Origin of the sequence: Variovorax sp. LjRoot290 (genome assembly GCF_964253985.1) — a bacterium.
Lineage (GTDB): Bacteria > Pseudomonadota > Gammaproteobacteria > Burkholderiales > Burkholderiaceae_C > Variovorax.
Window position 1 is genome coordinate 1,017,782 of the sequence record NZ_CAXURW020000002.1, and the last position, 18,220, is coordinate 1,036,001.

The window sequence follows — 18,220 nt, forward strand, 5'->3', positions numbered from 1 at the left end:
ATGCCTCGAGTGCATGCCGTAGGCTAGCCATCAAACATGGTCTATGCCGCTCCACGCCGGTGCGTTGGCGCAGAGCTTGCGCAGCAACTGCTGCAACTGCTGACGCTCTTCGGTCGTCAGGCATTCCATCATTGCCTTCTCGCGTTCAACCAGCCCAGGCATGAATCGGTTGTGCATCTTGCGGCCGGACGCCGTGATGAATATGACCTGCCTGCGCTGATCGATCTCGTCAAGCTCCCGTCGGATCAACCCCTTCTTCTCCAGCGCGGTCACGGCGCGGCTGATGTTGTTCTTCAGGTGTCCGGAAAAGTCGCAGATGTCTGAAGCGGAAATGCCGTCTCTGAAGTACAGGAAGATCAAGGAAAGAATCTCCGGCCTCGTCAACCCGTACTTTGCTTCGATGGACCGGAACGACGGTTCGCGGTACGAATTGATCATGTACCCGAGCTTGTAGGCGTACGGAATCGCAACGCCTTCCAGGATGTCGCTCAGGGGTCGAGAGGTCGTCATCGTCTTGTGTGTTTCAAACAATGCGTGGGGAATCTGCCGGAGGTACTAGTTTCGATGCTACCAACCGCCGCTCTCGGCCGCGAACTCAGCAAAGCGGGAAAACACCGACTTTTACTTGGTTCCATATGGAACTACAATGGGTCTCGGATTCTTCACGAGAACTTGCATGTCCCGGAGCCTGTGTGATGCGTCGACGTCGTCCGTGCGAACGGCCCGATCATGCTTTTTCCTGGGCACCGCTTCGCACCCCGTGTATGTGGATCATCTGCCCCCGGCATGCGTCGGCCGCCATCTCCTGCCGGTCGTGATGATTCATGGAGGGTTTCATACGGGCGTGTCGTATCTGGGCACGCCGGACGGCCGTGACGGATGGGCGCAGCTGTTCGCGGCCAGAGGGCATGCCGTGCACGTGCCCGACTGGCCGGGTCACGGGCGTTCCCCTGGCGTCGAGAATCTCGTTCGCCTAACGACGCACGACGTAGCCACTGCGCTCGCAACGGTGATCGACGCGATAGGCCCGGCCATCGTTGTGGCCCACTCTGCGGGGGGACCCATCGCGTGGTGGATCGCAGAGCACCATCCAGACAAGGTGGCTGCCATCATCGGCATCGCGCCCGGGGCGCCCGCGAACTTGCTCAATCCCTTGCCCGACGATCCCGCGGCCATCGAGACCATGCGCCATGACCGTGAGGCTGGTTGTCCCGTGTATTCGCCCTTGGATCGACCCGTGTCGGCGGATCGCACATTCATAAACGACTTCTGGGCGAGCAGCCCAAGATTCCCTCGAGATGCATTGGAAAGCTACGCGGCCTCAGTGGTGCCCGACAGCCCGATCGTCCTGAATGAGCGGTTCAACATCGGAGGCAGAGGACTTCAGCTGGCAAGCCTGTCCGTCGTAGGCCAGAGACCGATCCTGATCGTCACGGGTGAGCACGATGCACGTCATCCAAAGTCTGTCGACCAGGCGCTTGCCCGCCGTCTGAATGCCGATTTCACCTGGCTCCCCGACATCGGCCTGAATGGCAACGGGCACATGTTGATGATCGAAAGCAATAGCCACGAGGTTGCCTCGGTTCTGATCAGGTGGCTTGAAAGCAGGAATCTTTGACAGCGTCCGATGACGGCCGTCCACACAAGGAGACAACAAACATGAAGCACCTCGTGACTCGTCGCGCTATTCTGGCCGGCCTGGCCACTTCCGCTGCCACGACAGCGCCCCTGAGCGCGTTGGCTCAAACCGCTGCTTATCCTTCGCGGCTCATCAAGATCATCATGCCGTGGAATGCAGGAGGTGGCGGCGACGTGTTGGTTCGCGCGATGACGCCGTCGCTGGCGCAACGCCTCGGACAATCCATCATCGTGGAGAACCGGCCGGGCGCGATTGGCACGATCGGCAGTCTCGCCGCTGCTCGCAGTCCGGCCGACGGCTATACGTTGGTGTACGGAACGGCAGATTCGCATTCGATAGCGCCGCACATCCTGAAGCCTCCGCCCTACGACTCGAAGAAGGAGTTCGTGGCCGTGGCCCCCATCGGTTTCACTCCCCTGGCGCTGATCGTCCCCGCCTCTCATGCAGCGAAGACGCTCACTCAGTTCCTGCAGATCGCCAAAGAGGCGAAGGACCCCATGACCTTCGGATCCTGGGGGCAGGGCAGTTCCGGCCAGATCATCATGGAAGCACTCAAGCAAAAGACGCGAGTCGATCTGCTGCATATCCCCTACAACGGAACAGCGCCGCTGATGCAAGCACAGCTCGCGGATCAGGTGAACTGCACGATCGTTCCAGTGCTCGTCGCCGAACAGTATCTTCGTGCTGGGCGTGTTCGCAGCCTGGCAATTACGGCACGCGAGCGCCTACATGGCTTCGCCGACATTCCAGTACTCAAGGAGTTCGGGGTGGAGATCGACATGGGCCCGTGGTTGGGGTTCCTCGCTCCGGCTGGTACTCCTGCTGACATCGTCAACAAGCTCAATGCAGCAATTTCCGCAACGATGGCGGAACCTCAGGTCGCTGAATTCATGAGCAAGATGGCGATAGTCATTGAACAAATGACCCCGGGCGCATACCAGCACTTCTACAACAGCGAGTTCGACCGTTGGGGGGCCTATATTCGTACAGCGAAAGTGACTCTGGATCGGTAGTTGACCGCCCGCGTTGGCGCAGACTACTCGAGTGTGGCGAACGGCCGGGCCCAAACTTGCCCGTCGCCCTACTCCGACGAACATCGGGAACGCAGTGCGAAAGCCGTCCTCGCCCCCAGAATGCTGAAACTCGGCAATCAGCCCAGCCCAGCCCATAAACAATGAAAGCGTCCCTTGGGACGAACAGGGCCGTCTCGCCGATTCGGGTGAATCGATATTCCTTGCCCTCTGATCATCGAACTTGGGTTGATTTGCGCCCCTCGCCACCCGCAGCGAATTTTTCGCCGGGTGCAACAATGGGGCGTGGCCAAGCCCTGGCAGCACTTACGACGACCTGTTTTCGCCCTATGCGGTCGCGCTGACTCCGGCCCTCATACTCGCGCGGCCAAGAAGTCCAGAAAGCAGGCGATGCGCGCCGCCAGTTTCGTGTTGCGGTAGTACACCGCATTGATCCCCTGGCGTACGTCCGCCGTGTGCCCACCGAGGCAGGCAGGTAATGCGCGTGGAGCACGAGTACGCACGCGATGGCGCCTGGGCGTACTTGGCGGCGTTGGACGTGCATCGCGCCAAGGTGTTCGGCCGCTGCGAAGCAACCACAGGCATCGCGCCCTTCGAGCGTTTGGTCGATCAGGTCATGAGCCAGCCGCCATATGTCAGCGCAAGACGCGTGTTCTGGGTCATGGACAACGGCTCCTCGCATCGTGGCCAGGCGTCAGTGCAGCGCCTCACGCAAGCCCATCCCCGATTGGTTCCGGTCCACGCACCGGTCCATGCCAGTTGGCTCAACCAGATCGAGATCTACTTCTCGATCGTGCAGCGCAAGGTGCTGACCCCGAACGACTTCCCTTGCTTGGAGGCGGTCGCTCAACGGCTGGCGAACTTCGAGCGCTACTTCGAGAGCATCGCGCGTCCATTCGAGTGGAAATTCACCCGCACCGATCTCAATGCCTTGATCGCGCGCATGCGTGATCGCCGGGCGCAGAGCCAGCCCTTGAAGCTGGCCGCTTGAAGAATACGTGTGCGAATTTCCGAAACGGACTACGAAGTGTCGCGGTCAGATCTCGCCTCTGAAGATCGCTTCCAGGTCCACCTCCTCGGTCGCATGCTCCAGCTTCATGCTGCTCTCGATATGGTCGAGGTGCTCGCGCATCAGCCGCTCGGCGCGCGCCGGATCGCGCTTGGCGATGGCCTCGATGATCTGCGAGTGCTCGTCGGCGCGGCAGCTCGAGCTGGTCGGTGCGTCGTATAGAAAGATCATCAGGCAGGTCAATATCGACAGCTCGCGCATGCTGCGCGCCAGCGCCGTGTTGCCCGCCAGGTCGGCCGCCAGCGAATGGAATTCACCGGACAGCCGGATCACAGCGCGCTTGTCATCGCGGCGGCGGGCATCGAGCTCGAGTTCCTGGTGCTGGCGCAGGCGCGCCAGCTTCTCGGGCGTGAGTGTCTCGATCAGCCGGCGCAGCACGGCCGGCTCGATGAGCCGGCGGGCTTCGAACACATCGAGCGCTTGCTCGATCGAGGGCTTGGCAACATAGGCGCCGCGCTGCGGATAGAGCTCGACGATCTGCTCGTGCGCGAGCCGCGCCAGCACTTCGCGAATGCGCGCCCGGCTGGCGCCGAAGATCTCGGCCAAGCGCTCCTCGCCGAGCTTGGTGCCGGGATGCAGGCGGTGCTCGAGAATGGCGACATAGATCTTTTCGTAGATTTCGTCCTGCGTGTTCTCGCGTTCGAGTCGGGCTTGCGAGGCAGGCTTGCGCGCGCTTTTGGTTGGCATGTCTGGGTTGAGCTTGGCGAGCGGATCGGACGCCAGCAGCACGCGTGCATGGCGGCAGGCGGCGGGATGGCGGTCCATTATCGCCAGCCGAACATGCGGCCCCAGCCGCTCACCTGCGCCGGATCGGCGCCGGCGGCGCGCAGTTGCCCCCATACCGTGGTGCTGACGGTGTCGAGCAGCGGAATGTCGAGTTCGGCCTCCACCGCCTCGGCCAGCGGTGCCGCCCGCAGGTTGGTGCAGAAGGTGGTGATGGCCTCCGGCCGTGCCGGCGCCACCTCGCGCATCAAGGCCATCAGCCGTTGCGGCGCGACCGATGCGAAGGCGTGGTTGACGCTGATGCCGAGGTGGCGCTCGGCCACCACTTCGATGCCGATGCTGCGGTAGTTGTCGACAATTTTCTGCTGCACATCTGCGGTGTACGGCGTCACCAGCGCGAGCCGCTTCACGCCTCGCGACGCGAGCAGTTCATTCAGCGCCAGCACCGCGGTGGTGGCGACGATGCCGGTGCGCTCGCGGATGCGTTCGACCAAGTGCCGGTCGGCGTCGAAGCCCAGCCAGCCTGAGGAGGTGCCGCTCCAGCCGATCACGTCCACCTTGGCGTCGGCCAGCAGCTCGGCGGCCGCGAGGATCTTGCTGTCGTCGAACTGGCCGAGCGCCTGCGCCGACAGCGAGATCTCGGTTACCTTGAAGCGTGCGAAGTGGGCGCTGCAGCCGGGCACGGCCGCCGCCAGCGCACTGGTCAGCGGCTCCAGCGCGGTGTTGGATGAGGGCGTGAGCACGCCGAGACGAAGGGTCTGGGGCATGGGAATCCTTTCGGGCAAGCTTCGTCGCAAACCATATTGTCGACATTAGTGTAATCACCGAGATCGACAAACAAATTGTCGACGATGATGTCGACAAAATGAACACGCCCCACCCCTTCGACTTCGTGCTGCGCAACGCCCGCGTGGCAACCGCCAGCGACACCTTCGACGCAGACATCGCCGTTGTTGGCGGGCGCATCGTCCAACTCGGCACCGGGCTGGCCGGCGGTGCGCGCGAGATCGACGCAGCCGGCCGCGTCGTGACGCCCGGCGGTGTGGACGCGCACTGCCACCTCGACCAGCCGATGGCGTCGCCGCTGCGCATGGCCGACGACTTCGAAAGCGGCACCCGAAGCGCGGCTTGCGGCGGCACGACCACCGTGATCCCTTTCGCCGCACAGGAAAAGGGCCAGTCGCTGCGCGCCGCCGTCACCGACTACCACCAGCGTGCCGAGGGCCGCGCCCACGTGGACTACGCCTTTCACCTGATCGTCAGCGACCCCACGCCCAAGGTGCTGAACGAGGAACTGCCGGCGTTGATCCGAGAGGGCTACACCTCGTTCAAGATCTACATGACCTATGACGACCTGAAGCTCGACGACGGCCAGATCCTCGACGTGTTGTCGGTCGCGCGCGAGCACGGCGCGATGGCGATGATCCACGCCGAGAACGCAGACTGCATCGAATGGCTGACCAGGAAGCTCGAGGCCGCCGGCCGCACCGCACCACGCTTCCATGCCCATTCGCGGCCGATGCTGGTCGAGCGTGAGGCGACGCATCGCGCGATCGCGCTGTCGGAGCTGGTCGACGTGCCGATCCTGATCGTGCACGTCTCGGGTCGCGAAGCGGTGGAGCAGATCCGCTGGGCGCGCGCCCACGGCCTGTCGGTGTTCGCCGAGACCTGTCCGCAGTACCTGTTCCTGACTGCGGCCGACCTCGGGCTGGACGACAGCTACCAGGGCGCTCGCTGCGTCTGCAGCCCGCCACCGCGCGACAAGGCGAACCAGGAGGTGATCTGGAACGGCCTGAACGACGGCCTGTTCACCGTGTTCTCTTCCGACCACGCGCCCTTTCGCTACGACGCGCCGGAAGGCAAGAAGCCGGGCGGCGAGGAAGTCGCGTTCCGCCACATCCCGAACGGCATCCCCGGCCTCGAGACGCGCCTGCCGCTGCTCTACTCCGAAGGCGTGCTGGGCGGCCGCATGACGCTCAACCGCTTCGTCGAGCTGACCTCGACCAACCCCGCTAAGGCCTATGGCCTGCATCCGCGCAAGGGCACGATCGCGGTCGGCAGCGACGCCGACCTGGTGGTCTGGGAGGAGCGCGAGTTCGTGCTGCGCAACACCGACCTGCACCACAACGTCGACTACACGCCCTACGAGGGCCAGCGGCTGCGCGCCTGGCCGGCACTGACGATCGCCGGCGGCGAGCTGCTGTGGGACGGCCAGTTCCACGGCCGCGCCGGACGCGGGCGCTTTCTGGCTTGCGACGCACCTTCGCTGCTGCCGCGGCGCGCCTGACCATGAAGCTGCTCCTGATCAACCCCAACATCTCCGACAGCGTCACGGCGCTGATCGACAGCGAGGCGCGCCGCGCGGCCTCGCCCGAAACGCGCATCACGACGCTGACCGCGCCCTTCGGCGTGGCCTACATCGAGACCCGCTTCGAGGCGCTGATCGGCGCCTACGCCACGGCGACGCTGGCGGCCGAGCACGGCGCGCTGCACGACGCCGTGGTGGTCGCCGCCTTCGGCGATCCCGGCCTGGCGGGCCTGCGCGAGGCGCTCGACATCCCGGTGCTCGGCCTCACCGAAAGCGCGCTGATGAGCGCCTGCATGCTCGGCCAGCGCTTCTCGATCATCGCGATTTCGCGCCGCATCACCGCCTGGTACCGCGAATGCGTGGCGGCGAACGGGCTGGCCGATCGGCTCGCCAGCATCCACCACCTCGACCAGCCGCTCGCGGACATCGGCCGCGTGCAGGACGACCACGCCGCGCATCTGGCAGCGCTGTGCGAGCGAGCCGTCGACGAAGACGGCGCAGACGTCATCGTGCTGGCCGGCGCACCACTCGCGGGCCTGGCGCGCAGCCTCAAAAGCCGCCTGCCGGTGCCGGTGGTCGATGGCGTGTCGAGCGCGGTTCGCCACGCCGAGACGTTGGTGGCGCTGCAGTCCGGCACGGCCCGCCGCGGCAGCTTCGCGCCGCCGCCCCAGAAGCCGAACCGCGGGCTGCCGCCCGCCATCGAGGCGCTGCTGCGCCGCCAGTGATCCGAACTCTTCACCCACCACCCGCGAGACCCTGAACCATGCAAAGACGTCACATCCTCCAGGCCGCCGGCGCGGCCGCCGCATCGCTGGCCGCGCCCTCCATGTTCGCCCAGGCCTTGCCGGCTACGCCGATCCGCCTGGTCGTCGGCTTTCCGCCCGGCGGTGGCGCCGATGCGCTGGCACGGGTGGTGGCGCAGAAGCTCAGCGGCCTGTGGAACCAGCAGGTCGTGGTCGAGAACAAGGCCGGTGCCTCGGGCACGCTCGCGGCCGACTACATGCTGCAGCAGCCGTCCGACGGCAGCGTGCTGCTCCTGTCCACCATCAACAGCCACGCGCTCGCGCCGGCCGTGCGCTCCAACCTGCGCTACAACGCCGAGCGCGACTTCGTGCCCGTGGTGCTGCTCGGCGTCACGCCCAACCTGCTGATCACGAGCGCGACGAACCCCGTGAAGTCGGTGAAGGAAGTCGTCGCGCAGTGCAAGGCGCAGCCCGGCAAGATCAGCTTCGGCTCCGCCGGGCCCGGCACCATCCAGCACTTCGCCATCGAGATGTTCAAGCTGCAGGCCGGCGTCGACGTGCTGCACGTGCCATACAAGGGCAGCGGGCCGTTGCTCACCGACCTGATTGGCGGCCAGATCCAGTACACCTTCGAGACCATGACGGCCGCCACGCCGCACGTGAAGAACGGCCGCGTCGTCGCGCTCGCGCAGACGCGCGCCAAGCGCTCGAAGGCCTACCCCGGAGTGCCCACCATGCAGGAACAGGGCTTCCCCCAGTTCGAGACCATGAACTGGTACGGCATCTCCGGCCCGGCCAAGCTGCCCGCGGCGCTGGCGCGCAAGATCAACCAGGACGTCAACGCCGTGCTCGCGATGGCCGACGTGCAGGAAAAGTTCGAAGGCTTCGGGGTCGAGGACGGCGGCGGCCCGGTCGACGCCTACAGCAGCTTCACGCACAGCGAGATCGCCAAGTGGGCCAAGGTGGCGAAGGACGCCAAGGTCTCCATCGACGGCTGAGGGGGCGCCGGCCACCACCCGATGGCGCGCAACTTGCAAGAGGCACGCCATGACAGCAAGCTCGCCCCGCCGCCCCTCCAAGACCGCCAAGATCACCCGCATCGACCGCGACAGCGACAGCACCGTGCAGTCGCTCACGCGGGCAATGCAGTTGCTGGAACTGCTCGCCGACGATGACGAAGGCTACCGCCTCGTCGACATCGCCGCGCACAGCGGCCTCTCTTCCTCCACCGCGCACCGCCTGCTCACCACGCTGGAGCAGCGCCAGTTCGTCCAGTTCGACCGCGAGACCAACCTCTGGTATGTGGGCGTGCGCTGCTTCTCGGTCGGCGCCGCGTTCGCGCGGCGGCGCCGCATCGCGCCAGTCGCGCTGCCGGTGATGCGACGCCTGCGCGACAGCTCCGGCGAGAGCATCAACCTCGGCATCGCCGACCTGGGCGACATCGTGTTCGTGACCCAAGTCGAAAGCCGCGAGCAGATGCGCGCCATGGGCAAGCCGGGCTTTCGCGCGCCGCTGCACGGCACGGCGATGGGACAGGCGATCCTCGCCGCGATGGCGGAGGACGATGTGCTGCAGTACCTGCGCACCTACGGCCTGCCGAAGCTCACGGCCAACACCATCGCGCGCGCTTCGCGGCTGCACGAGACCCTCGGCGAGGTCCGCCGCGCCGGCTTCGCGATCGACGACGAACAGAACGCGGTCGGCCTGCGCTGCATCGCCGCCGCGATCCGCGACGAGCATGGCCAACCCTTCGGCGCGATCTCGCTCGTCGGGCCGACGCAGCGCATCAAGAGCGCCGACTTCGCGCAGCTCGGCGCGGCCGTGCGCGCCGCGGCCGACGACATCACCGCAGCCTACGGCGGGCGCATCAGGTAGCGCGCTTCTTCCACGGGCGCGCAGCGCCAAGTGCTTGATTCGAAAAGAGTTTTTCCGCCTCTCCCGCTCCGCGGAAAAGTCTGCAGGCGCGCCCTGCCGCGCGCTTCAATGCGTGCACGTTCCCCTTCACTGCACAGCCACGAAAACCCATGAAAACACTGCTCCCACCGGACCCCGTGAGCCGCGGGCTGACGCGCGTCTGTGACTGGACCGTCATCGCCTGCGGCTGGTGGCTCATCGCTCTATCGGTGATGACCTGCATCGAGATGCTCGGCCGCAAGGTCTTCTCGTTCAGCTTGCAGGGCATCGACGAGATCGGCTCGTATACCTACGGCATCGTCGGCGCGTTCGGCTTCGCCTACACGCTCATCACACGCAGCCACACGCGCGTCGACTTCCTGCTGTCGCGCTTCCCCGCGAAGACGCGCGCGCTGCTCAACCTGCTCGCGATGCTGAGCCTCGCTGCCCTGTCGATGCTGTGCCTCTGGCGCGGCTGGCACGTGGTCGTCGAAAGCATCGAGCTGCACAGCACCGCGGCCACGCCGCTGGCCACGCCGATGTGGATCCCGCAATCGATCTGGCTCGGCGGCTATCTGATGTTCGCGCTGGTCGCGGGCTGGGCCGCGATCGATGCGCTGCGCCTCTTCCTGGCGCGCCGCACGCAGGAGCTCAACACGCGCTTCGGCCCGCAGACGCTCGAGGAAGAGATCGAGGCCGAGACCGACATCCACGTGAAGACACCCACGGAAACCGCGTCCATCCACACGACCCCCGTCGGAGCCGCATCATGATCGGACCGCTCGAAATCCTGGCCGGCCTGGCCATCATGCTGGGGCTGATGTTCCTCGGCTTCCATGTCGCGACGACGATGCTGGTCGTCGGCCTGCTCGGGTCGCTGATCCACTTCGGCATGCCGGCGATCAACGCCGTAGGCGAGCAGCTCTGGGCCGCCGGCGAAGACTACCTGCTGCTGTCGATCCCGCTGTACATCCTGCTCGGCGAGATCCTGATGCGCGGCGGCGCCACCGACAAGATGTATCGGTCGCTCGGCCAGTGGCTCAACCGCATGCCCGGCGGCCTGCTGCACACCAACATCGGCGCCTCGGCGCTGTTCTCCGCGGTGTCGGGCTCGTCGGTCGCGACCGCGGCGACGATCTCGACCGTCGCGCTGCCGGCCTTCAAGAACCGCAAGTACGACCAGCGCATGGTGCTCGGCACCATCGCCGCTGGCGCCAGCCTGGGCAACCTGATTCCGCCCGGCGTGGCTTTCATCATCTACGGCTCGATGACCAACACCTCGGCAGCGCGGCTGTACATGGCCGGCATCCTGCCCGGCGCGATCATGACGGTGCTGTTCCTGCTCACCATCCTCGCAATCTGCGTCTGGAAGCCCTCGGTCGCCGGCACTCGCGAAGCCGGCACGGCGATGCGCGAGAAGCTGCGGCACTCGGTGCACCTGCTGGGCCCGCTGGCCGTATTCTCGGTCGTGATGGGCGGCATCTACACCGGCTGGGCTACGGTGACCGAAAGCGCGGCGCTCGGCGTGATCGTGTGCCTCCCGATCGCGGCGGCCTACGGCAAGCTCAAGGTCGGCATGCTGCACGAGTGCTTCCGCTCGACCATGCGGCTCACCGCGATGACCGCGCTGATCCTCGTCGCGGCGCTGTACCTGAACTTCGTGCTGTCGATGCTCGGCGTGCCGCAGGCGCTCGCCAGCCTCATCAAGTCGGCCGACGTCTCGCCGATCATGCTGCTGTGGATGCTGGCGGTGATGTATCTCATCCTCGGCATCGCGCTCGAGACCATGCCGATGCTCGTCGGCACGCTGCCGGTGGTGTTCCCGATCATCCAGGCGGCCGGCATCGACCCGGTGTTCTTCGGCGTCTTCATGGTGCTGATGTGCGAGATCTCGCTGATCAGCCCGCCCATCGGCATGACGCTGTACGTGATCCAGGGCGTGCGCGGCGAAGGCTCGATCAACGACGTGTTCCAGGGCACCCTGCCCTTCTTCGCCGCCATGATCGTGATGACCGCGATCCTGATCCACACCCCCTGGATCGCCACCTACCTGCCGAACCTGATGTTCGGCAAATGACGGTCCCTCCCACGAAAGAACCCATGAAGCTCAAGCTCGCCCTCATCGCGGCCGCGCTCGCGTTCGCGCTGCCCGTCCACGCCCAGAACACCAAGCTTCGCGCCGCCGGCAGCCTGGTCTCCGGCGGCCTGATCCAGCAGAACAAGGAACAACCCTTCTTCGAGAACTTCGCGAAGAACACCGGCCTGCCCATCGACGTCGACTACAAGCCGATGGACGTACTGGGCGTGAAGGACGCCGACGGCCTGCGCGTCGTCAAGTCGGGCTTGTTCGACATCGTGACCTTGCGGCTCGCGCAGGTGTCGCGCGACGACCCCTTCCTGCTGGGCCCCGACATCGTCGGCCTGTCGACCGACTACGACACCGCGCGCAAGGTGGTCGACGCCTACCGCGGCGCATTCGACAAGCGACTGCAGGAAAGGCACAACGCCAAGCTGCTCGGCACCTATCCCTTCGGGCCGCAGATCCTGTTCTGCAAGTCGGCGATCTCGGGTCTGGCCGACCTCAAGGGCAAGAAGGTGCGCGTGAGCGACCAGTCGCTCGCGAAGTTCATCGAAAAGCTCGACGGCATCCCGGTCGCCCTCGCCTTCAACGAGACGCAGCAGGCGCTCGAGCGCGGCGTGACCGACTGCGCCATCACCGGCCCGAGTTCGGCCAACTCGGCCGGCTGGCCCGAAGTGGCGACGCACGTGATGCCGATCGGCTTCCAGATTCACCTCGTCGCTTACGCGATCAACCTGAAGAAGTGGAACGCACTGCCGCCCGCCCAGCAGACAAGGATGAGCGAGGCCTTCGCCAGGTTCGAGACCGAGGCCTGGGCCTATTCGCGGGAACTGTGGGACGACGCGTCGCGTTGCAACGTCGGCCAGGAGCCCTGCAAGTACGGCAAGAAGTACGCGATGAAGGAAGTGCCGGTAAAGCCCGCCGACCAGAAGCTCGTGCGCGACGCGGTCGGCGCCGTCTCATTGCCGCTGTGGGCCGAGGTTTGCGACAAGTCCTACGACAAATGCTCGGCCACCTGGAAGCAGGCGATCGGTCCGCTGGTCGGAATTCGATGAACAAGTTCTTAAAGGAGTGATGCAGTGAAACTGAAATTCGTTCTCCCCTCGCTTGCCGCCGTCCTCGCGCTGGCCCTGCCGGCCCATGCCGAAAACCCCAAGCTGCGCGTGGCCGGCAACCTGGTCGCCACCGGGCTGATCCAGCAGACGAAGGAGCAGCCCTTCTTCGAGAACTTCGCGAAGAACACCGGGCTGCCCATCGACGCAGACTACAAGCCGATGGACGTGCTCGGCGTGAAGGACGCTGACGGCCTGCGCGTGCTGAAGTCGGGCCTGTTCGACATCGTCACGCTGCGCCTCGCGCAGGTGTCGCGCGACGAACCCTTCTTCCTCGGCCCTGACATCGTCGGCCTGTCGACCGACTACGAAGTCGCGCGCAAGGTGGTCGACGCCTACCGGGATGCCTTCGACAAGCGCCTGCAGGAGCGCCATGGCGGCAAGCTGCTCGGCATCTATCCCTTTGGCCCGCAGGTCGTGTTCTGCAAGGTGGCGATCACCGGCCTCGCGGACCTGAAGGGCAAGAAGGTGCGGGTCTACGACCAGTCGCTCGCCAAGTTCATCGAAAAGCTCGGCGGCATCCCGGTCACGATCCCGTTCGGCGAGACGCAGCAGGCGCTCGAACGCGGCGTGACCGACTGCGCCATCACCGGCCCGAGCTCGGCCAACTCGGCCGGCTGGCCCGAAGTCACGACGCATTTCATGCCGATCGGCTTCCAGATCGCGCTCAACGCGTATGCGATGAACCTCACGAAGTGGAACGCGCTGCCGGCCGATCAGAAGGCGAAGATCACCGAGGCGTTCAAGAGGTTCGAGACCGACGTCTGGGCCTACTCCAAGGAACTCTTCGAGGACGCATCGCGCTGCAACGTCGGCAAGGAACCGTGCAAGACGGTCAAGAAGTTCGCGATGAAGGATGTCCCGGTCAAGCCGGGCGACCAGCAGATGATTCGCGACGCGCTGACGACGGTGTCGCTGCCGATCTGGAGCGAGCTCTGCGACAAGTCCTACGACAAGTGCTCGGCCACTTGGAAGCAGGTCGTCGGCCCGGTGGTGGGACTGAAATGAGCTCACCCCCAGGCTTGCCCGCTTCGTGTGGCCGCCAGCCCCCTGGCCGGGGGCAACACCAGCGGCCCGGCAAAGCCGGTTCCGCGGTGTTTGCCGAACGGGCCCGGCTGCGCCGGCCGTCTTGCGTCGCGGGTGGCGTCCGGCCTGTGGATCGACTGAAATGAAATTGCTCTGGCAACTTACGGCAACGCAGCTCGCCGCCGGTTTTCGCGACGCCGCGTTCACGCCGACCCAGGCGCTCGAGGCCTGTCTGGCGCGCAGTGCCGAGGTTAACCCGCGGCTCAACGCGCTGATCGCGCTCGACGCCGAGGGCGCGACCCACGCCGCCGAGCAAAGCAGCGCGCGCTGGCGCACGGGCCGGGCGATCGGCGCGTTGGACGGCGTGCCGATCACGATCAAGGACAACCTGCAGGTGCGAGGCCTGCCCACTCACTGGGGAAGCCGCGCGCTCGCCGGCTTCGTGGCCGAGCGCGACGAGCTTCCGGTGGCGAAGCTGCGCGAAGCCGGCGCCCTGATCTTCGGCAAGACCAACGTGCCCGAGTTCACGATGCAGGGCTACACGGACAACCCGGTGTTCGGCCCCACCGGCAATCCGTGGAACCCGGCCCTGACGCCCGGCGGCTCATCGGGCGGCGCGGCCGCGCTGGTCGCTGCGGGCGGATGCCCCATCGCGCTTGGCACCGACGGCGGCGGCTCGATCCGGCGACCCGCATCGCACACCAACCTGGTCGGCCTCAAGCCCTCGCGCGGCCGCGTGCCGCGCAGCGGCGGACTGCCGCCGATCTTTCTGGACTTCGAGGTCGCAGGGCCGCTCGCGCGTTGCGTGGACGACGTGGCCGCGGTGATGCAGGTCATCGGTCGCGGCGCGGTTCAGCCGGATGCCGCGCTGCCGGCGCGCATCCTGTACATCCCGCGCTTCGCCGATCACCCGCTCGATCCGCAGATCGCGCATCTCGCCGATGCGGCGGCCCGGAATCTTTCCATGCTGGGCCATGAAGTGACGACAGCAGAGGGCTTCGATCTGGCAGAGGCGGTCAACCAGCGCTGGCCGCTGCTGGCGCAGGTGGGGCTGGCGTGGCTGGTCGAGCATCCGCAGGCGCTGTCGCCGACGCGCCCGTTCGATCCGGCCTTGTTCGCCCCCGCGATGCAGGCCAACGCGCAAGCCGGGCGCAGCGCGTCGGCCCTCGCGCTGTTCGACCTGCTGCTCGAAGCCGAGCGGTTGCGCACCGAACTGGCCATCCTGTTCGAGCGCTACGACTTCCTCTTGACGCCGGCGGCGGCGGCGCTTCCCTGGCCGGCCGGCGAAACGCATCCACCCCGAATCGATGGCCACGAGGTCGGCGCGCGCGGTCACGCCGTCTTTGCTGGCTTCGCCAATGCGGTCGGCCTGCCGGCGATCGCGCTGCCCTGCGGCTTCGCCCAAGGCTTGCCGGTCGGCCTGCAACTGGTCGCGCGCGAAGGCGACGACGACGCGTTGCTCGCGCTGGCCCGCGCGTTCGAGCGAGCTCATCCGTGGCAGCGCTTTCCCGAGCTCTGACGCCGGTGGCCGCCACGGTCACGCCGGACACCGCAGCGCGCGCCCTGTACATCGCGCGTCGCGACGGCCGGCGCGTGCCCTCGGCACTGGTGCAGCCTGCGGACCGCCACGAGGCCTATGCGATCCAGGACGCGACGCTGGCCGCTCTCGGCACCGTCGGCGGCTGGAAGGTCGGCGCGCGTGCGCCGGGACTGGAGCCGACCTGTGCGCCATTGCCGGCCGAAGGGCTGCGGTCCGACGGTGCGCTGCTGAAAGGCCCGGCTTGGCGGCTGCGCGGCATCGAAGTCGAAGTCGGCTTCCAACTCGGCGCCGACCTGCCGTCCCGCGCGGCGCCCTATGCCCTGGACGAGCTGGCGTTCGCCATCGAATCGGTGCTGCCGGTGATCGAAGTCGTGGAGACCCGCCTCGCCGACTGGCTCGGCGCCGGCTCCGATGCGCAATTGGCAGACCTGCTGAGCCACGGCGCGCTGGTGCTGGGGCGACGCCAGCCCTTCGAGCCGGCGTGGTTCGATCTGGCGAAGGTCGAGGCCGTGCTTCGCTTCGGCGAGCAGATCGTGGCCCATACGGTGGGCGAGCACCCGAGCCCCGATGCCGGCACGCTGCTCGAATGGCTGGCCAACCATTGCTCGGCGCGCGGCGTCGGGCTCAAGGCAGGCCAGGTCATCACCAGCGGCTCGTGCACCGGCATGCTGTTCGCGTCCCAAGGCACTGCCGTGCGCGTCGAGATCGCGGGTCTCGCGCCGTTGAGCGTGTCGTTCTGACCCCAGTCAAAAGGAATGGAAGTGCCCCTTTCGAAAATCGATGCCGTGGCCGACGCGCTGATTCATGCGCGTCGCACCAGGAACCTGGCGGATGCCGCGCCGCTGGCCGATGCGCTGACCGACACAGCCGATGCCTACGCAGTGCAGCAGCGCGTGGCGCGCGAACTCGGCGGGTTCGAAGCTGCAGCGCCGCAGTACTGGAAATCGGGCAGCCCGTCCCGCGGCGCGGTACTCACCCATGCGCGGCTGCCGCCGGCCGGCGTATGGACCAGCCCGGCGCAGAGCGGCACCTGGCCGTTTCACATGCGCGGCATCGAGGCCGAGGTTGCGCTGCGGCTCGCGCGCGATGTCGATGCCACGCTCGCCGAAACGCTGGACGCAGGCAGCGCGAGCGCACTGGTCGATGCGATGACCGTCTCGATCGAGCTCGTCGACTCGCGCTGGCGCGAAGCACTGGGCGCGCCGGCGCTGTTCAAGCTGGCCGACCTGCAGTCGCATGGCGCGCTGGTGCTCGGCCCCTGGATACCGTTCGCGGCGCGTGACTGGCGCGCGCAGACGTGCCGCGTGCAGATCGGCGCACAACCGCCGGTCGAACGCCGCGGCACCCACTCGCTCGGCGACCCCGCCTTCCTGCTGACGGCGTGGCTGCGTCACGCCACGCAGGACGGCCGCAGCCTGCCGGCGGGCACCGTCGTGACCACCGGCACCTGGGTGGGGATTCTTCACGCGGCCGCGGGCGATCTCGTCACGGCCGAGTTTCCGGGCATCGGACGCGCGTCCGTGCAGTTGTAGTTCCATCGACTCGCCACAGAAAAGGAGACCCATGATCGCTCTCGACAACCATCCCAGCGGCCGCCACTTCCTGCAGATCCCCGGCCCGAGCCCGGTACCCGACCGCATCCTGCGCGCCATCAGCCTGCCGACCATCGATCATCGCGGCCCCGAGTTCGCGACGCTCGGCAAGAAGGTGATCGCCGGCCTGCAGCAGGTGTTCCGGACGCAGCATCCGGTGGTCATCTACCCCGCGTCGGGCACCGGCGCCTGGGAGGCGGCGCTCGTCAACGTGATGAGCCCCGGCGATGCGGTCCTGATGTACGAGACGGGCCACTTCGCGACGCTGTGGCAGCGGATGGCGCAGCGCCTCGGCCTGGAGCCCGAGTTCATCGGCCTGCCCGGCGTCGACGACACCGGCTTGCCGCGCAGCTGGCGCCACGGCGTGCAGCCCGACCTGATCGAGGCGCGCCTGCGCAAGGACACCGAGAAGAAGATCAAGGCCGTGTGCGTGGTGCACAACGAGACCTCCACCGGCGTCACCTCCGACATCGCCGCGGTGCGCCGCGCCATCGATGCGGCCGGGCATCCCGCGCTGCTGATGGTCGACACCATCTCGGGCCTCGCGAGCGCCGATTTCCGTCACGACGAATGGGGCGTCGACGTGACCGTCAGCGGCTCGCAGAAGGGCCTGATGCTGCCGCCCGGCATCAGCTTCAACGCCCTGTCGCCCAAGGCCATCGAGGTCAGCAGGACGGCGCGCCTGCCCAAGGCCTTCTGGGCCTGGGACGAGATCGTCGAGATGAACCAGGGCGGCTACTGGCCCTACACGCCGAGCACGAACCTGCTCTACGGCCTCAGCGAGGCGCTCGACATGGTGCTCGGACAGGGACTGCCAGTGGTGTTCGCGCGCCACCAGCGCTGGGGCGAAGGCGTGCGCGCCGCGGTCCGTGCGTGGGGCCTGCCGACGCAATGTGCGGACGAGCGCGTCCACTCGCCGGTGCTCACCGGCGTCATCACGCCGCAAGGCGTGGATGCCGATTCGCTGCGCCGGCTGATCCACGAACGCTTCGATCTCTCGCTTGGCGCGGGACTCGGCAAGCTCAAGGGTCGCATGTTCCGCATCGGCCACCTGGGCGACTGCAACGACCTGACGCTGATGGCCGCGCTGACGGGGGTTGAGATGGGCCTGAAGCTGGCAGGCGTGCCACTGGCCGGCAGCGGCGTCGCGGCGGCCATGGACTTCTTCGCAGCGACACCGCAGCCCAAAGTCTAGCAAGCTCCTCGCTTCACTCAACCCGAACTTCCGCTTCGCGGCGGCGGGAGCGGACGTCGAGCTTGAGGTTTCAAACTACCGACTTCGGTGGCCACAAGATGCTATGTAGTCCCCTGTTTCGATCGAGACTGCACACGGACCCAATCCTTCATTGGGCGCGAACTGACCCGCGCTTCATCTGCATCATCGCGAAATGGGACGTGCGCGGCAGCATCCAGCCGTCGTCGCCCCGCCAGGAGATGGATGGACCGTTCGATGGATTGATCAGG

18 protein-coding genes and 1 pseudogene are annotated in these 18,220 nt (G+C 66.7%); 15 read left to right on the forward strand and 4 right to left on the reverse strand.

All coding sequences use genetic code 11. From position 1 onward, the window contains the following. Positions 1-30 precede the first annotated feature (30 nt). The gene (locus tag ACSQ9A_RS33950; RefSeq protein WP_436307177.1) at positions 31-510 is read right to left on the reverse strand and encodes a MarR family winged helix-turn-helix transcriptional regulator; all 480 of its coding nucleotides are present in this window, start codon (positions 508-510) and stop codon (positions 31-33) included. Positions 511-760: 250 nt separating this feature from the next. Between ACSQ9A_RS33950 and ACSQ9A_RS33955 the strand changes: the two genes are divergently transcribed. Together ACSQ9A_RS33955 and ACSQ9A_RS33960 are read left to right on the forward strand one after the other, a co-directional pair. Next, a complete protein-coding gene (locus tag ACSQ9A_RS33955) occupies positions 761-1,618 on the forward strand; it encodes an alpha/beta fold hydrolase (protein WP_244504084.1) in 858 nt (285 codons plus the stop codon). Between the two features lie 41 nt (positions 1,619-1,659). Next, positions 1,660-2,652: a Bug family tripartite tricarboxylate transporter substrate binding protein gene (locus ACSQ9A_RS33960; RefSeq protein WP_436307178.1), complete on the forward strand. Its 993-nt coding sequence runs from the start codon at positions 1,660-1,662 to the stop codon at positions 2,650-2,652. A gap of 371 nt (positions 2,653-3,023) precedes the next feature. Here ACSQ9A_RS33960 and ACSQ9A_RS33965 read toward each other — a convergent pair. Then, positions 3,024-3,137: pseudogene (locus ACSQ9A_RS33965) on the reverse strand (LysR family transcriptional regulator); the annotation flags it as partial. An 11-nt stretch (positions 3,138-3,148) separates the two neighbouring features. Between ACSQ9A_RS33965 and ACSQ9A_RS33970 the strand changes: the two are divergent. Continuing rightward, positions 3,149-3,661, forward strand: a complete 513-nt coding sequence (locus ACSQ9A_RS33970; RefSeq protein ID WP_436307179.1) for a transposase — start codon at positions 3,149-3,151, stop codon at positions 3,659-3,661. Positions 3,662-3,706: 45 nt separating this feature from the next. Here ACSQ9A_RS33970 and ACSQ9A_RS33975 read toward each other — a convergent pair whose 3' ends face one another. Together ACSQ9A_RS33975 and ACSQ9A_RS33980 are read right to left on the reverse strand one after the other, a co-directional pair. Further along, a complete protein-coding gene (locus tag ACSQ9A_RS33975) occupies positions 3,707-4,426 on the reverse strand; it encodes a GntR family transcriptional regulator (RefSeq protein WP_436307756.1) in 720 nt (239 codons plus the stop codon). A gap of 77 nt (positions 4,427-4,503) precedes the next feature. Then, positions 4,504-5,229 (reverse strand): maleate cis-trans isomerase family protein, encoded by a 726-nt coding sequence (locus ACSQ9A_RS33980; RefSeq protein WP_436307180.1) that lies wholly within the window; start codon positions 5,227-5,229, stop codon positions 4,504-4,506. 98 nt (positions 5,230-5,327) lie between these two features. Between ACSQ9A_RS33980 and hydA the strand changes: the two genes are divergently transcribed. The 12 genes from hydA to ACSQ9A_RS34040 all read left to right on the forward strand — a co-directional run bounded on the left by hydA (position 5,328) and on the right by ACSQ9A_RS34040 (position 17,951). Further along, positions 5,328-6,749, forward strand: coding sequence for a dihydropyrimidinase (gene hydA / locus ACSQ9A_RS33985; RefSeq protein ID WP_436307181.1), 1,422 nt, complete (start codon positions 5,328-5,330; stop codon positions 6,747-6,749). Positions 6,750-6,751: 2 nt separating this feature from the next. Beyond that, positions 6,752-7,495 carry an aspartate/glutamate racemase family protein gene (locus ACSQ9A_RS33990; protein ID WP_436307182.1) on the forward strand — a complete coding sequence of 248 codons (744 nt, stop codon included), beginning with the start codon at positions 6,752-6,754 and terminating at the stop codon, positions 7,493-7,495. A gap of 38 nt (positions 7,496-7,533) precedes the next feature. Next, a complete protein-coding gene (locus ACSQ9A_RS33995) occupies positions 7,534-8,511 on the forward strand; it encodes a Bug family tripartite tricarboxylate transporter substrate binding protein (protein WP_436307183.1) in 978 nt (325 codons plus the stop codon). Positions 8,512-8,560: 49 nt separating this feature from the next. After that, on the forward strand, positions 8,561-9,388 hold the full coding sequence (locus tag ACSQ9A_RS34000; protein WP_093111072.1) for an IclR family transcriptional regulator: 828 nt from the start codon (positions 8,561-8,563) through the stop codon (positions 9,386-9,388). 149 nt (positions 9,389-9,537) lie between these two features. Then, positions 9,538-10,179 carry a TRAP transporter small permease subunit gene (locus tag ACSQ9A_RS34005; protein WP_093111070.1) on the forward strand — a complete coding sequence of 214 codons (642 nt, stop codon included), beginning with the start codon at positions 9,538-9,540 and terminating at the stop codon, positions 10,177-10,179. Next, positions 10,176-11,483, forward strand: a complete 1,308-nt coding sequence (locus tag ACSQ9A_RS34010) for a TRAP transporter large permease (RefSeq protein ID WP_436307184.1) — start codon at positions 10,176-10,178, stop codon at positions 11,481-11,483. Before ACSQ9A_RS34005 ends, ACSQ9A_RS34010 begins: the two co-directional genes overlap by 4 nt. Before the next feature lie 23 nt (positions 11,484-11,506). Then, on the forward strand, positions 11,507-12,541 hold the full coding sequence (locus ACSQ9A_RS34015) for a TRAP transporter substrate-binding protein (RefSeq protein ID WP_436295568.1): 1,035 nt from the start codon (positions 11,507-11,509) through the stop codon (positions 12,539-12,541). 24 nt (positions 12,542-12,565) lie between these two features. Further along, entirely contained in the window at positions 12,566-13,606 is a 1,041-nt protein-coding gene (locus ACSQ9A_RS34020) for a TRAP transporter substrate-binding protein (protein ID WP_436295569.1), read from the forward strand. Between the two features lie 160 nt (positions 13,607-13,766). Next, positions 13,767-15,143, forward strand: a complete 1,377-nt coding sequence (locus tag ACSQ9A_RS34025) for an amidase (RefSeq protein WP_436307185.1) — start codon at positions 13,767-13,769, stop codon at positions 15,141-15,143. Further along, the gene (locus ACSQ9A_RS34030) at positions 15,119-15,904 is read left to right on the forward strand and encodes a 2-keto-4-pentenoate hydratase (RefSeq protein WP_436307186.1); all 786 of its coding nucleotides are present in this window, start codon (positions 15,119-15,121) and stop codon (positions 15,902-15,904) included. Before ACSQ9A_RS34025 ends, ACSQ9A_RS34030 begins: the two co-directional genes overlap by 25 nt. Positions 15,905-15,919: 15 nt before the next feature. Further along, positions 15,920-16,696 carry a fumarylacetoacetate hydrolase family protein gene (locus tag ACSQ9A_RS34035; protein WP_436307187.1) on the forward strand — a complete coding sequence of 259 codons (777 nt, stop codon included), beginning with the start codon at positions 15,920-15,922 and terminating at the stop codon, positions 16,694-16,696. A gap of 31 nt (positions 16,697-16,727) precedes the next feature. Continuing rightward, the gene (locus ACSQ9A_RS34040) at positions 16,728-17,951 is read left to right on the forward strand and encodes a pyridoxal-phosphate-dependent aminotransferase family protein (protein WP_436307188.1); all 1,224 of its coding nucleotides are present in this window, start codon (positions 16,728-16,730) and stop codon (positions 17,949-17,951) included. The last annotated feature ends 269 nt before the right edge of the window (positions 17,952-18,220 follow it).

What these genes read in the sequence shown, in the direction of transcription:
- ACSQ9A_RS33950 (WP_436307177.1), bottom strand. Translation starts at nt 510, where the DNA reads ATGACGACCTCTCGACCCCTGAGCGACATCCTGGAAGGCGTTGCGATT.
- ACSQ9A_RS33960 (WP_436307178.1), top strand. Translation starts at nt 1,660, where the DNA reads ATGAAGCACCTCGTGACTCGTCGCGCTATTCTGGCCGGCCTGGCCACT.
- ACSQ9A_RS33970 (WP_436307179.1), top strand. Translation starts at nt 3,149, where the DNA reads ATGCGCGTGGAGCACGAGTACGCACGCGATGGCGCCTGGGCGTACTTG.
- ACSQ9A_RS33975 (WP_436307756.1), bottom strand. Translation starts at nt 4,426, where the DNA reads ATGCCAACCAAAAGCGCGCGCAAGCCTGCCTCGCAAGCCCGACTCGAA.
- ACSQ9A_RS33980 (WP_436307180.1), bottom strand. Translation starts at nt 5,229, where the DNA reads ATGCCCCAGACCCTTCGTCTCGGCGTGCTCACGCCCTCATCCAACACC.
- hydA (WP_436307181.1), top strand. Translation starts at nt 5,328, where the DNA reads ATGAACACGCCCCACCCCTTCGACTTCGTGCTGCGCAACGCCCGCGTG.
- ACSQ9A_RS33990 (WP_436307182.1), top strand. Translation starts at nt 6,752, where the DNA reads ATGAAGCTGCTCCTGATCAACCCCAACATCTCCGACAGCGTCACGGCG.
- ACSQ9A_RS33995 (WP_436307183.1), top strand. Translation starts at nt 7,534, where the DNA reads ATGCAAAGACGTCACATCCTCCAGGCCGCCGGCGCGGCCGCCGCATCG.
- ACSQ9A_RS34000 (WP_093111072.1), top strand. Translation starts at nt 8,561, where the DNA reads ATGACAGCAAGCTCGCCCCGCCGCCCCTCCAAGACCGCCAAGATCACC.
- ACSQ9A_RS34005 (WP_093111070.1), top strand. Translation starts at nt 9,538, where the DNA reads ATGAAAACACTGCTCCCACCGGACCCCGTGAGCCGCGGGCTGACGCGC.
- ACSQ9A_RS34010 (WP_436307184.1), top strand. Translation starts at nt 10,176, where the DNA reads ATGATCGGACCGCTCGAAATCCTGGCCGGCCTGGCCATCATGCTGGGG.
- ACSQ9A_RS34015 (WP_436295568.1), top strand. Translation starts at nt 11,507, where the DNA reads ATGAAGCTCAAGCTCGCCCTCATCGCGGCCGCGCTCGCGTTCGCGCTG.
- ACSQ9A_RS34025 (WP_436307185.1), top strand. Translation starts at nt 13,767, where the DNA reads ATGAAATTGCTCTGGCAACTTACGGCAACGCAGCTCGCCGCCGGTTTT.
- ACSQ9A_RS34035 (WP_436307187.1), top strand. Translation starts at nt 15,920, where the DNA reads ATGGAAGTGCCCCTTTCGAAAATCGATGCCGTGGCCGACGCGCTGATT.
- ACSQ9A_RS34040 (WP_436307188.1), top strand. Translation starts at nt 16,728, where the DNA reads ATGATCGCTCTCGACAACCATCCCAGCGGCCGCCACTTCCTGCAGATC.